Here is a 12,604-nt window from a genome sequence, read left to right on the forward strand (position 1 = left end):
AGGCGGGCGTTCAGGTTGTTTGAAGAGCGACCTGGTAGCCTGTGTCGAACGCGAAGACTATGTTTGAGGAGAATAACCATGATAAACACTCGTAAGTCCCTGGCAACTGTAGCCATCGCGCTCTCGGCGGGTCTCGGTTTCACCGCCTGCTCCAACGGTGGCAACAACGCCGGCCCCGAGTCGTCCCAGTCCCAGCAGGCCCAGCAGGGTCTCTCGGATGAGGCGAAGGGCCAGGTCGAGGGCTTCCTCGATGGCTACTACCAGCACGTCAGTGGTTTCAAGGCGCCCGAGGTTCCCAAGGACATCTCCGACATTCTCAACAAGGTTAAAGAACCGGGTGACTCTAAAGACGTCAATAAACTGGCCGACGCTATCAATTCCTCGCTGAATGACGAAGATAAAAAGAAGGTCATCGATTACCTCAAGCAGAACGATCCGACCTACAACGACTTTGATCGTGAGGGGTTGAGCGACGGTCAGAACATCGTGCTCAGCGTGGTGAACATGGGCATGGGCTCCTCGCTGGCTGGTGCCAAGCAGATGGGCGCTGGGGACGCGCAACTCAAGGCGGATCAGTCCAAGCTGGAGTTCGGCGACAACACGGCGACTCTGAAGAAGGACGCTCTCTCCCTGGAGAGCAAGGACGGTTCGTCTGCCTCGGCTCAGCCCTCGGATCAGGCATCCGATAAGTCCGGTCAGCCATCCGGCGATGAGATCAACAAGCAGATCGGTGACCGACTGGGTGAGATGCTGGACGGCGTGCAGGCGAAGCGCGTCGATGACAGCTGGAAGATCGACGGTAAGCAGTTCTTGGAGCACTTCAACAAGATGGCTGCCTCGAGCTCGCCCTCTGCTAAGTAATCCCCACCTCGCCCCGTTGCCGCGGCCGCTCGTCTAACCGCCCCGCCGCCCCGGCCGCTCGGGAGTGCCCCCTCGCGCTGAGGATTCGGTCGCGGGCGGCCTCAGCCTCGGCGCTTCGGACGGAGCCCTTGCTCACCGGGACACGGGGCGGATGTCGGCGGCCCTGGGGTGCTGAACCGCGCGAGATCATTAACATTTGAAATAGATAAGCATTTAAATTTGTATAATCTGTTGATTATGTCGATTTAAATATTTTTTGGTCGGCTTGATCGCAATGCGAAGCCAACCCCTGAAGTCGAATGGTAGTTTTAAATAACCGCCTTACAGCAAATCGACACACAGAACCACCTCTGTCGTTTTAAATTGAAAATTTTAAAAATTTAAAGAACTGTACGGGGTATCAAAAAGTTCAAAATTAGGGGATTTTATGACAACAAATATTTCGCGCCGTTCTTTGGTAAAAGGAGCTTCGTGGGCCGCTCCAGTAGTGCTCTCCACCGCTATGGTGCCCGCCTACGCGGCTTCCGCCTGTGGTCAAGTCACCGTGCGCTTCTCCGGAGGAATTACCTACAGCTTCGGCACCATTGGATCAACATCTACCACTCAGAAACTCACTTTGGGTGGTCAAACTTATGTTGATAATCTTCCTACCGGAGTAACCGTAACCGATATTAAATACACATTCTAGATTCAGAATCGTGTTGGTCAGACCAGCCCTGGCCCGGGTGTTTTCTATGTGAAAAACTCCACCTCTGATCGTGCGTCGCAAAATATCGCCGCCATGCCTTGGACCCCTACCGCCGGTAGCGGGTTCTCATCCACGGCGTCTTCCACCTCTAACCTGGTATCGCACACGTATGGTAACGGTGCCACTGCCCAGTCGTGGGACTTGAACATGACCTGGAGTGCAGCGGCCGACCGCCTCAAGCAGTACACTCCCACCACCAGCGGTTGCCAGAACTTCACCACCGGCCCGTCCGGAAAGTTCGCCGTCACCTATACGGGTGTTGCCGGGCCTACCTCTTTGGGTAATACTTCACAGTATGTGCGTGGTGAAGTGTTGATCGTCGTCACGCTTTCAGATGGTCGAGTGCTCAATTACCGTACTCAGACCACCGAGATCGTCGCGTAATAGTTTGAGGAGGGGATAAACGCTACCTATACCAAGCGTTTATCCCCTCCTGTGGTTACAGCAACGACGACCACAGACGACAGATGTTTTCCACGATCTTGACCTGTGCCGGGCGGTCTATCCAGCGATCGTGCTCGATCTCCTTGCAGACTGCCACATACTCGCGGGAGACATCTTCGAGCTCGTTGACCATATCAGGGTCGAAGATAAAGGTCGATACTTCCATGTTGAGACCGAAAGAACGCGGGTCCATATTGGAGGAACCGATAAAGGAGTAGGCGTCGTCCACGATCATGTACTTAGAGTGCAGAACCGTGGGCTGGGGGTACTGCATAATCCGCACGCCGGCGGCCAGTAACTGTTCGTAGTAGGAACGCTGGGCCATGTTGGGCAAGAACTGGTCGCCCTTCTCATTGACGATCAGTGTCACCTTGATATTGGACAGCGCAGCGGTAGTCAGTGCCTGAAGCAGAGTCTCCTCGGGCACGAAGTAGGGGGAGCAGATCACAATGCGGTGTTCGGCGTTGTAGATCAGATAATTAATCAACCGCAGGTTATTTTCGGTTTCAAAACCAGGGCCGGAGGGAACTACCTGCGCCAACTGCCCGTTGTTGACCGCCGGGATATGTGTCTCGATCTCGGCGAGCACCAGTTCTTTGGTCTCTGAATACCAGTCCGAAATGAAGACCGCGTTGAGTTCTTCCACTACCGGGCCGGTGACCGAGAACGTTAAATCTTTCCAGCGCAATCCGCGGCGCCGGTTCTTACGGGTGTTATATGAAGAATCGATGGCGTTCTGAGACCCGGAGAAGGCGATCTGGCCGTCTACCACGAGGATCTTGCGGTGGTTGCGCAGATCCGGACGTTGCCACTTGCCGCGCCAGGGTTGTAGCGGCAACATCAGGTGCCACTCGATGCCCGACTCGTTGAGACGACGCGTGAGGCGGCGGTAGCGCAGGTAGCGGCGCGAGCCGATGTGGTCGATGAGCACGCGCACCTGCACGCCTCGCTCGGCCGCGGCGATGAGGGACTCCCACAGTGGCTGGGAGGAATCGTCGTAGGCGGTGATGTAGAACTCGAAGTGAACGTAGTCCTTCGCCTTATCGACCTCGCCAGCCATCATGATCATGGCCTCGTGGTTGTCTTTGTGCAACGTAAATTCGTTGCCGCCCACCAGGGGTAGCGCGCCCAGACGATAGTTGAGGTTGGCGGCTACGCGGGCCGGTTCGGTGAGTTTGACGTGGTCACCGAGCACGGGATGTTTCTCGTCCATGTCGTCATCGAGGGTCTCCCGAATCATCTCGTTCATGGTGCGCTGGCGGGCTCGCCGTGCCTTGGGCAGGTAGTTCGACCCGAAGAACAGGAAGATGACGAAACCGATGAGCGGGATCAGCAGGATGGCCATGAGCCAACCCAGCGCCACCACCGGTTTGCGGTTGTACGGAAGCCAACAGATGGCGATCACACGAATGAGCACATCGAGGATCAACACCGTGATAGCGAGCCACGGCGGGAGGTTTAGAAGATCAACGATGTTAGTGGATAGCACTATTACAGTTTATAGATAAATAGGGCTCATCAAGAAGGACAGCCGTGAAAGACGAAACATATGAACGGGTGACCGGGCACTCGCTGGATTGGTGGGTCGATTTCCTCGGTGATCGCGGAGGACGAGAACTCGAACACGGGCAACTCGTTGAACTGGCGTTGCGGCAGATGCGCGAGGGGACCACGACGGTGGAGCGCCCGGAATGGTATGCGCAGTCGGTTGCCGTGCACTTTGAACGCGCTATCGGACGCCGCGAGGTCGGCCAGCGTTGCGACGGCAAGTTCGCTGCCACCGCCTCCAAGACCGTGACCGGAACCATGGACGACACCCTGCAAGCGTGGGCGGAATTCGCCGAGAACCTGGTGGAGTCCGGTAGTTTGGCGGGGTTGACTGAGGGCGAGCCGCGCACCAGCCAGAGCGAGAAATGGCGCTACTGGAAGGTTGATATGGCAAACGGTTCCCGAGTTTCGGTGAACATTTCCACTAAACCCGCTGGAAAGGACGGCGCGACCAAGTCTTCCCTCGCCGTCAACCACGAGCGTCTGGCGTCTAAGGCGTCTGCTGACGAGTGGAAGGGTGTCTGGAAAGAGGCGTTAACCGACTTCGCTCAGACTCGATGAGGTAGCAAAGTCTAGGATTGAAGGGTGAATACTTCAGATCAGAGTTCCCCCGATCAGACCGAAGAGACCCCTCCTCGCTCGTTGCGCGAGTTGCGACGTGAACGCACGTGGAACGCGATTCATGAGGCGGCCCGCAGGCTGGTGCAGGAGAACGGGTTGCGCGGCACCACCACCGAGCAGATCGCCGAAGATGCCGGTGTCTCCGCGCGGACGTTCTTTAATTACTTCGCGACGAAGGAAGACGCGGTGTTGGGTCTGCGTGCCCCGGAGGTCACCGACGAGATTATCTCCGCCGACGCTCGTCGTACCGACCAGCACATTTTCAACCGACTGGTGCACATGATGCTGGACGTCATTCTCGCCTCTATCCCGGACGGCGGGTTCGAGCACCGCCGCGAGTTGGCCCGCCAGCACCCAGAGTTTCGCGAGCTGTCGAAGAACCACGTGCACCGTGCCGAGGTGGTTCTGCAGGAGTTTTTGAAGACGGTGGACTGGCGCACGTTTGCGACGAGTTCCCGGCGGGGACCGCTACCGTTTTTGCCGGAGGGCGCCGAGCACGATCCCGAAGTCGCCGAGCTGGTGCGGGATCGCGTGCGCGCCTCGGTGGTAATCGCGAGCGCGGTATTGCGGTACATGGATTTCTCCGCTGGGTTGCCCCGAGGTGCCGAACGTGACCGTCAGGTGGCCGAAAGCGTGGCGCTTTTCCGCAACCTGTTGCGTGAAGATGCGGAGAATAATCCGTTGCACGCGGTGGATGAAGACAACTGAGAATGGCGCCGGGGTACACACCCCGATTTCTTGATGTGAGCTGTATTCGCATTCGAGGGGTGTGACACATAGGCTTAAAGCAGTCGAACAGGGCGGCTGCGGTGGCCGCCTGAACTGAAGTTTTCGGCCGTGAAAGGATGCCCCATGAAGATTCTCGCCCCCAGCATCATTCCGTTTGAAGAATCGAAGCTCGGTCTGCAGCCCGACGATGAGCTGGTGACCTACGAACCGCGTGAGCTGATCGACGCGCAACACTACGACGCCGACGTCCTGATTTCGTGGGACAACACCAACGAGGTGCTCGCCGACGCCGCCAAGAATATGAACAACGTGCGCCTGGTGCAGGCTCTGCTGGCAGGCCCCGATCAGGCCCGTGCCGCGGGATTCCGCGAGGAGGCCGTGATCACCTCGGGTATCGGTCTGCACTCGTTGACCGTCGCCGAGCACGCCCTGGCGCTGACGCTGAACTTCGTCCGCTTTCTGCCCACCCTGGCTGCGGAGCAGGAGAAGAACCGTTGGGCCGCGGAACTCGGCGGCGCCCAAGACCTTCACCCCGAGGGTCAGGTGACCACTCTGCTGGATGCCAACGTGATCATCTGGGGCTTCGGTTCCATCGGTAAGCAGACCGCCCGCCTGTTCAAGGCCTTCGGGGCGAACGTTACCGGTGTAGCGCGCAGCGCGGGGGAGCGTGACGGCTTCCCCGTGATCACCGAAGACGACCTACCCGAATACCTGCCGAACACCGACGTGCTGGTGATGATCCTGCCCGCCTCGGAGGCCACGGAGGGTGCGTTGAACGCGGAGATCCTGGGCCAACTGCCCCAGCGCGCCTACGTGGTCAATGTTGGACGCGGTGTGACGATCAACGAGGCTGACCTCATCGACGCGCTGAACGAGGGGAAGATTGCCGGTGCCGCGATCGACGTGGCGGTCAACGAGCCCCTTCCCGCCGACGACCCGCTGTGGGGTGCGAAGAACCTGGTGGTCACCCCGCACTCGGCGGGCGGGCGTCCGGTGAATCCGGAGGAGCTGATCGCGCACAATCTGCAGGCGCTGCGGGATCAGGACGCCGGTAAGTCGGCTGATTTCCGCAACAAGATGAACTAAGAATCGTTTCCCCGTCTAGGGAATATGAACGCCCCGTGGCCTATGGCTGCTGGGCGTTTTATTTCGTCATTGAAGCTGTTTATTAAGCATCCGTGACTGATCGGTGTGCAACTCTTTGATTTGTGAGCGAGCGTACCTATAAGATTCAACTAATAATTTCACTCATTCGTGACCCCACTCACATTTAGGTGTTGCGATGAACCTAAGGCACACATATGAAGACACCACAGCTAACACGCACTGAGGAGACCGTCGATGTTTAAGTACGTCCTCAAGCGCGCCATGATTTACCTGGTCATGATTTTCTTGGTGACCAGCGCCGGCTACTTTCTAGCGGTTAAAACGCTGAACCCGGCCCTGCTCGAGCAGGAGCGCATCCCCAAACCCACGCCCGAGCAGATTCAGAACCACTTCGCCGGCCTCGGCCTCGACCCCCAGGCCAGCGCATGGGAGCGGTACACCCACTGGTTGAGCAACATCATCTTCCACTGGGACTGGGGTCGTTCGCCCAACGGGGCATTTATCAACGCTGAATTCGGTCAGCGCATCTGGGTCTCCACCCGACTCTTCTTGGCGGCGGTGATCCTCTCTCTCATCATCGGCGTGGCGCTGGGCGTGTTCTCGGCGGCCCGTCAGTACAAGGCATCCGACCGCATCATCACCGGGTACTCCTACCTGGTCTACATCATCCCCGCACCCATCGGTTACTTCTTGGTGCAGTTGGCTGCGGTGGCGATTAACAAGTCTGCCGGTGAGCGTATTTTCTTCGTGACGGGTATTTCGTCGCCCGGGGTAGAGGCCGGTTGGCCAGCCTTTGTGGATATGATGGCGCACTATTTGGTGCCCACCTTCTGTATCACCATCATGTCGTGGGGTGGCTATCAGATCGCCCAGCGTCAGTACCTGTTGGATAACGTCAACGCAGACTTCGTGCGTACCGCCCGTGCCAAGGGCCTCACGCGTAATCAGGCAATCACCCGCCACGCCCTGCGTGTTTCGTTCATTCCCGTGGCGCAGTCCATCGCGTTCACCATTCCCATGATCTTCGCCGGCGGTTTCTTCGCGGAGTCGATCTTCGCCTGGCCGGGCATCGGCCTGTGGTCGATCGAGGCGATCGGTAAGCAAGACGTCAACGCGGCCACGGCAACCTTGGCCTACGGCGCGGTGCTCTTCGCAATCGGTGCGATCATCGCCGATATCGCGACCACCATCGTCGACCCCCGAGTGAGGATCCAGTAATGACGAACATTCCTCCCAGCACGCAGAATGAACCGCAGGCTCCTCGCGAAGGCATCGAAGAGACCCCGGCCCCGGTCACACCTGAGCAGGTGCAGAACCCGGATTACAAGATCATCAACAAGTCAACGATCATCGCCCGCCGTTTCTTCCGCAACAAGACCGCGGTGTTTGGCCTGGTGGTCTTCCTCTTGATGGGTCTGTTCGGCCTCTTCGGTACGAGCTTCTATCAGTGGGATACCAACACGATCGACCCGCTGTGGATGTCCACCGGTCCCAGCTCGACGCACTGGTTCGGCACCACCAACGCCGGCACCGACCTCTACGCCCAGGCCGTGGAGGGTGTGCGCACGTCCATGATGATCGGCCTGATCGTCGGTGCGCTGACCGTGGTGATCTCGGCGATGTACGGCTGCGCCCAGGCGTACTTCGGTGGCAAGATCGACGCCGTCATGCTCTTCATCCTCGAAGCCATGATCATGGTTCCCTCCATTCTGATCATCGCCATCGCCATCAACGGCGCGGGCGGCAAAGCGCTTCGAGAGATCTTCCCCGGTTGGTTCATCCTGACCATCGTCTTGCTGATCTTCAACTGGATGTACGATGCCCGTGTGATCCGCTCGATGTCGCTCTCGCTGATCCAGCGCGATTACGTGAAGGCCGCCCGCTACATGGGCGTTCCTTCGATCAAGATCGTCTGGCGTCACCTGGTGCCGAACATCGGCTCGCTGCTGGTGCTCAACTTCACCCGCGGCATCACCAACGCGATTCTCTCGGAGGTGGCCTTCACCTTCATCGGCATCGGCGTGAAGTACCCGAACTACTCACTGGGTTCGCTGATCGCCCAGGCATCCAGCCAGGTCAACACGCTTCCGTGGATGTTCTGGATCCCTATGATTCTGTTCTTCTTGCTCGTTGGTCCGCTGGCCCTGATGAATGACGGCCTCCGCGACGCTTTCGACCCGACCTCGCTGTCGGTGGGCAAGGCCAAGAAAAAGACCAAGAAAGAGACCGCGCGCTCATGACTTCTCCCGTTCTTTCCGTCAAAGACCTCAACGTCTCGTTCAACACCGAGAACGGAGTGGTGCATGCCGTGCGCGGCATCGACTTCGACCTCTACGAGGGTAAAACCCTGGGCATCGTGGGTGAGTCTGGCTCCGGTAAGTCGGTGGCCTCGATGGCCATCATGGGGCTGCACCCCACCACCGCAGAGATCACCGGTTCGGTGAAGTACCGCGGCACCGAGTTGCTGGGGCTCTCCGACAAAGAGATGTGTAAGTACCGCGGTAAAGACATCTCGATGATCTTCCAGGATCCGTTGAGCTCGCTGACCCCTGTCTACACCATCGGCGATCAGATCGGTGAGGTGCTCAAGGTGCACAACCGGGGCATGAGCAAGCAGGCGATCGCAGACCGCTCGGTGGAGCTCATGAAGTTGGTGGGCATCCCCGACCCGAAGAACCGCCTGCGTTCCTTCCCGCACGAGTTCTCCGGCGGTATGCGTCAGCGCGTGATGATCGCGATGGCGATCGCCAATGACCCGCGCGTGCTCATCGCCGATGAGCCCACCACTGCTCTGGACGTCACCATTCAGGCGCAGGTGCTCGAAGTCATGGAGCGTGCCCAGGAAGAAACCGGTGCGGCGATCATCATGATTACTCACGACCTCGGTGTGGTGGCCGGCATGGCCGACGACATCATGGTGATGTACGCCGGTAAGCCCGTGGAGAAGGCGCACGCCGCCGACCTCTACGCACACCCGGCCCACCCCTATACGATCGGCCTGCTCGGCGCCGTCCCGCGTGTGGACCGCAAAGACAAGGTCTCGCTAGTGCCGATCGAGGGCACCCCGCCGAACCTACTGAACGAGGTGCGCGGCTGCTCGTTCCGCCCGCGTTGCCCCATCGCCGCGTCCGGCGGGCAGTGCTGCAAGGACGTCGCCGAGGAGCCTCCGTTGCGCCTGATCGAGGGCGCGGGCCCCGACCATTACGCGGCGGCCGATATTGCAGAGCAACTGGTGGATAGCCGTCCGCAGGATCTCTACCCGGTGCCCGAGGTGCCGGAGTCGCGCTTCGATTCGATCCCGCGTGAAGAACGCGCACCGGTCATCGAGGTGAAGAACCTCAAGAAGCACTTCCCGCTCATGAAGGGTGCGCTGATCAAGCGCCGCGTGGGCACGGTGAAGGCCGTCAACGATATCTCATTCGACATCCGCGAGGGTGAGTGCTTCTCGATCGTGGGTGAGTCTGGCTGCGGTAAGACCACCACCCTGCTGGAGATCATGGAGTTCTCGAAGGAGACCGAGGGCGAGATTCGGGTCAACGGTGCCTCCACGAAGGAGGGGCTCTCGAACGCTCAGCTCAACAAGCTTCGCAAGAATCAGCAGATGGTTTTCCAGGATCCCACCGGTGCACTGGACCCGCGCTTCACCGTCTACGAGGTGCTGGCCGAGCCCCTGGAGAACCAGGGCTGGGAGCGCAAAGACATCAAGCGCCGCGTGCTGGAACTGATGAAGATCGTGGGCCTGCAACCGGACCACGTCAACCGCTTCCCGAACCAGTTCTCGGGCGGTCAGCGTCAGCGCATCGGTATCGCCCGCGCGCTGGCGGTGAACCCGAAGCTGGTGGCGCTGGATGAGCCGGTCTCCGCTTTGGACGTGTCGGTGCAGGCGGGCGTGATCAACCTACTGGATAAGCTGCGCGCCGAACTGGGACTGAGCTACCTGATGGTGGCTCACGACCTGGCGGTGGTGCGTCACGCCTCCGATCGCGTGGCGGTGATGTACCTGGGCCGCATCGTGGAGATCGGCCACGTGGATCGCGTGTTCGATCACCCGGTACACCCCTATACGCGTGCGCTGCTCTCGGCTATTCCGGTTCCGGACCCCGAGGTGGAGGCCACGCGCGAACGCATCATTCTCGAGGGCGATTTGCCGACGCCGGTCAACGCTCCCGAGGGTTGCCCGTTCAGCAACCGTTGCCCGATCTTCAAGCTCTTGCCCGAAGAGAAGAAGGCGAAGTGCACCTCGGCGATGCCGCCGATTACGCAGGCGGACGTCGATCACGGGTACGCCTGCTACTTCCCCGAAGAGGAGATCGCGACGGTCGAATCGCACGAGGAGCACGGTCGGCATCTCGTGGATGAGAACCCTGCGGTAGCCGGAAGCTCCGCAGTTGCTGGAGGTTCCGTGGCGACGGATGGCTCGGCGGCCGCGGGAGGTTCCGTGGCGGCTCCGGTGAACTAAGGCGGTTCTTAGGGAGAATCGGCCGCTCGGCAAAATGCCGGGCGGCCGATTTTCTTTAAAATCTAAATTGTTCAACAAATTGTTGTTTGTCGGTGTGGTGAAAGATTCTCTAGTGTGACTGCGCTCATATATCAGAGGGGTCTTTCCGTGGCTTGTCAAGAGATGTCCGTAACAAACCGCTATATTTCATCCATTTACTCAATAATCGGAATTTATTTACCCGTGGGTCACCAACCGCACAATTTTCCCCTACAATCTTGAGACAAGGATCACCTTCTGCGATGCTGAGGCTTCGCCCGGGGCATCCCACACACACCGGACACCGATGAAAATCGGTCGATTTGAAGGAACGAACATGGCCATGAACTTTGTTTTTAACCGCCGTACCCTCCTGACCGGAACCGCCGCTCTCGGCGGCATGGGTCTGCTCGCAGCCTGCGGAGGTGGCAACGGCGGTGGCGGCGGTGGCGCGTCCAACGCGGAATCCGCATCGGCGCTGGGCGTGGGCGAAGACATCGCCAAGCTGATCAGCGTGAACCCCAAGGAGCGCTCGGAGCTGAAGCAGGGCGGCGAGTTGCGCCTGCCCTCCGTGGAGATCGGCCCCAACTTCAACAATTCCTCAAACGCGGGCAATTCTTCCTACAACTCCAGCATTATCGCCGCATGCAGCCCGATCAGCGTGACCGGCCTCTGGACCTCGGACTTCGAGGGTAACTGGACGGTCAATAAGGACTTCTGCGAGTCCTTCGAAGAGACCAAGGAAGGCGATAAGCAGGCCTTCAAGATCAAGCTTAATCCCAAGGCAAAGTTCAACGACGGAACCCCCATCGACGTAGAGGCTCTCAAGGCCACCGTCGAGATCTTCCGCGATGGCGGCGAAAAGGGCTTCGACCTGGTCGACCCGGGCGCGCTGAAGTACGTGGAATCGGTGGAAGCCGACGGCGACAACTCCACTGCCAAGGTCATCATGTCCCGCCCCTATTACCCGATCGCAGACATCTTCGGCTCCGGTGTGTTGCACCCCGCTGTCAATGACAAGCAGACCTTCAACGACGGCTTCACCGATAAGTTCCACTCTGAGTGGCAGGCCGGCCCCTTCAAGCTCGAGAAGTGGAACTCCGCCGAAAAGGTGCTGACCGTCGTCCCCAACGAGAAGTGGTGGGGCGAGAAGCCCCTGCTGGATCGCATCACCTTCCGTCAGATGGAATCCTCGGCAGCTCGCGCGGCTTTCAAGAACGGCGAGATCGATGCTATCGGTGCAAGCACTCTCACCGCCTACAAGGACGTTGAGAACACCGAAGGTACCGAGGTTCGCCGCGGTCAGCGCCTGTTCTCCGGCGGTCTAAATATGAGCTCCTTCCGCCTGCCTGTGGAGATGCGCCGTGCGATCTTCGCAGCCACCGACCGCAAGGCTCTGGCCGATATCCGCTTCAACGGCCTGAACTGGACCGAGGACGTTCCCGGTTCGATGATGCTTATGCCCTTCGACTCCGATTATCAGGACAACTTCACCAAGGCCACCGAGGGTTGGGAAGCCGGCAAGATCTTGGAGGAGGCCGGTTACAAGAAAGACGGCGACTTCTATAAGAAGGACGGCAAGAACGCCTCCTTCCAGATCACCACCTTCGGTGACGACCCGGTCTCCGCAGCGATGGCTCAGACCCTGGTGCAGCAGATGAAGTCCGCCGGCATTGATGCCAAGATCGACAACCAGCCCGACGCCAACTTCGGTACCGTGGTCGGCAACAAGGAATTCGACCTGACTTTCTCCGGTTACACCGTGGGCTCGGACGCCACCGTGGCCGCCCAGCAGTACTACCTTGCTGAGAACAACGACGGCACCGGTTCGCCCAAGATCGACAAGATGATCGAGGAAATGGGCCAGATCAAGGACGACAAGGAGCGCAACAAGAAGGCCAACGAGATCGAGGTGGCCCACATGAAGGAATTCGCCTCGATGGGCACAGTGTTCAACGGCCCCGACATCTTCGTCGTGAAGAAGGAGCTGGCCAACTACGGTGCCGCCCTCTTCGGTGATAAGCGTTCCAACGCCGAAGGATGGATCAACGTCGGTTGGATCAAGTAAC

The 12,604-nt window shown here is 59.1% G+C and carries 11 protein-coding genes; 10 read left to right on the plus strand and 1 reads right to left on the minus strand.

Annotated features, from left to right (window positions below):
* Nucleotides 1-78 precede the first annotated feature (78 nt).
* From VVR12_RS08185 to VVR12_RS08195, 3 genes are all read left to right on the plus strand, one after another.
* Nucleotides 79-861, plus strand: a complete 783-nt coding sequence (locus VVR12_RS08185) for a hypothetical protein (RefSeq protein WP_368550705.1) — start codon at nucleotides 79-81, stop codon at nucleotides 859-861.
* A 427-nt stretch (nucleotides 862-1,288) separates the two neighbouring features.
* Nucleotides 1,289-1,549, plus strand: a complete 261-nt coding sequence (locus tag VVR12_RS08190; protein ID WP_368550706.1) for a hypothetical protein — start codon at nucleotides 1,289-1,291, stop codon at nucleotides 1,547-1,549.
* Between the two features lie 93 nt (nucleotides 1,550-1,642).
* Nucleotides 1,643-1,993, plus strand: a complete 351-nt coding sequence (locus VVR12_RS08195) for a hypothetical protein (protein ID WP_368550707.1) — start codon at nucleotides 1,643-1,645, stop codon at nucleotides 1,991-1,993.
* Nucleotides 1,994-2,048: 55 nt separating this feature from the next.
* On the opposite strand, the gene cls is transcribed toward VVR12_RS08195, so the two are convergent.
* Nucleotides 2,049-3,542, minus strand: a complete 1,494-nt coding sequence (cls, locus tag VVR12_RS08200) for a cardiolipin synthase (protein ID WP_368550708.1) — start codon at nucleotides 3,540-3,542, stop codon at nucleotides 2,049-2,051.
* A 44-nt stretch (nucleotides 3,543-3,586) separates the two neighbouring features.
* On the opposite strand from cls, the gene VVR12_RS08205 reads away from it, so the two are divergent.
* The 7 genes from VVR12_RS08205 to VVR12_RS08235 all read left to right on the plus strand — a co-directional run bounded on the left by VVR12_RS08205 (nucleotide 3,587) and on the right by VVR12_RS08235 (nucleotide 12,603).
* Nucleotides 3,587-4,162, plus strand: coding sequence for a hypothetical protein (locus VVR12_RS08205; RefSeq protein WP_368550709.1), 576 nt, complete (start codon nucleotides 3,587-3,589; stop codon nucleotides 4,160-4,162).
* 24 nt (nucleotides 4,163-4,186) lie between these two features.
* Nucleotides 4,187-4,930 (plus strand): TetR/AcrR family transcriptional regulator, encoded by a 744-nt coding sequence (locus VVR12_RS08210; RefSeq protein WP_368550710.1) that lies wholly within the window; start codon nucleotides 4,187-4,189, stop codon nucleotides 4,928-4,930.
* A 144-nt stretch (nucleotides 4,931-5,074) separates the two neighbouring features.
* Nucleotides 5,075-6,037: a phosphoglycerate dehydrogenase gene (locus tag VVR12_RS08215; RefSeq protein WP_368550711.1), complete on the plus strand. Its 963-nt coding sequence runs from the start codon at nucleotides 5,075-5,077 to the stop codon at nucleotides 6,035-6,037.
* 255 nt (nucleotides 6,038-6,292) lie between these two features.
* Complete coding sequence (locus VVR12_RS08220) at nucleotides 6,293-7,276, plus strand: ABC transporter permease (protein ID WP_368550712.1); 984 nt, start codon at nucleotides 6,293-6,295, stop codon at nucleotides 7,274-7,276.
* Nucleotides 7,276-8,298 (plus strand): ABC transporter permease, encoded by a 1,023-nt coding sequence (locus tag VVR12_RS08225; RefSeq protein ID WP_368550713.1) that lies wholly within the window; start codon nucleotides 7,276-7,278, stop codon nucleotides 8,296-8,298. The genes VVR12_RS08220 and VVR12_RS08225 overlap by 1 nt, the downstream gene beginning before the upstream one ends.
* Nucleotides 8,295-10,517, plus strand: coding sequence for a dipeptide ABC transporter ATP-binding protein (locus VVR12_RS08230; protein ID WP_368550714.1), 2,223 nt, complete (start codon nucleotides 8,295-8,297; stop codon nucleotides 10,515-10,517). The genes VVR12_RS08225 and VVR12_RS08230 overlap by 4 nt, the downstream gene beginning before the upstream one ends.
* Nucleotides 10,518-10,872: 355 nt before the next feature.
* Nucleotides 10,873-12,603 (plus strand): ABC transporter family substrate-binding protein, encoded by a 1,731-nt coding sequence (locus tag VVR12_RS08235; protein ID WP_368550715.1) that lies wholly within the window; start codon nucleotides 10,873-10,875, stop codon nucleotides 12,601-12,603.
* Nucleotide 12,604 lies beyond the last annotated feature (1 nt).

The organism is Rothia sp. LK2588 (assembly GCF_040946465.1).
Taxonomy (GTDB): domain Bacteria; phylum Actinomycetota; class Actinomycetes; order Actinomycetales; family Micrococcaceae; genus Rothia.

Bases quoted from the DNA above. Each gene is read 5' to 3' on its own strand.
- VVR12_RS08190 (WP_368550706.1), top strand. From the start codon at position 1,289: ATGACAACAAATATTTCGCGCCGTTCTTTGGTAAAAGGAGCTTCGTGG.
- VVR12_RS08220 (WP_368550712.1), top strand. From the start codon at position 6,293: ATGTTTAAGTACGTCCTCAAGCGCGCCATGATTTACCTGGTCATGATT.
- VVR12_RS08215 (WP_368550711.1), top strand. From the start codon at position 5,075: ATGAAGATTCTCGCCCCCAGCATCATTCCGTTTGAAGAATCGAAGCTC.
- VVR12_RS08230 (WP_368550714.1), top strand. From the start codon at position 8,295: ATGACTTCTCCCGTTCTTTCCGTCAAAGACCTCAACGTCTCGTTCAAC.
- VVR12_RS08225 (WP_368550713.1), top strand. From the start codon at position 7,276: ATGACGAACATTCCTCCCAGCACGCAGAATGAACCGCAGGCTCCTCGC.
- VVR12_RS08235 (WP_368550715.1), top strand. From the start codon at position 10,873: ATGGCCATGAACTTTGTTTTTAACCGCCGTACCCTCCTGACCGGAACC.
- VVR12_RS08185 (WP_368550705.1), top strand. From the start codon at position 79: ATGATAAACACTCGTAAGTCCCTGGCAACTGTAGCCATCGCGCTCTCG.
- VVR12_RS08195 (WP_368550707.1), top strand. From the start codon at position 1,643: ATGCCTTGGACCCCTACCGCCGGTAGCGGGTTCTCATCCACGGCGTCT.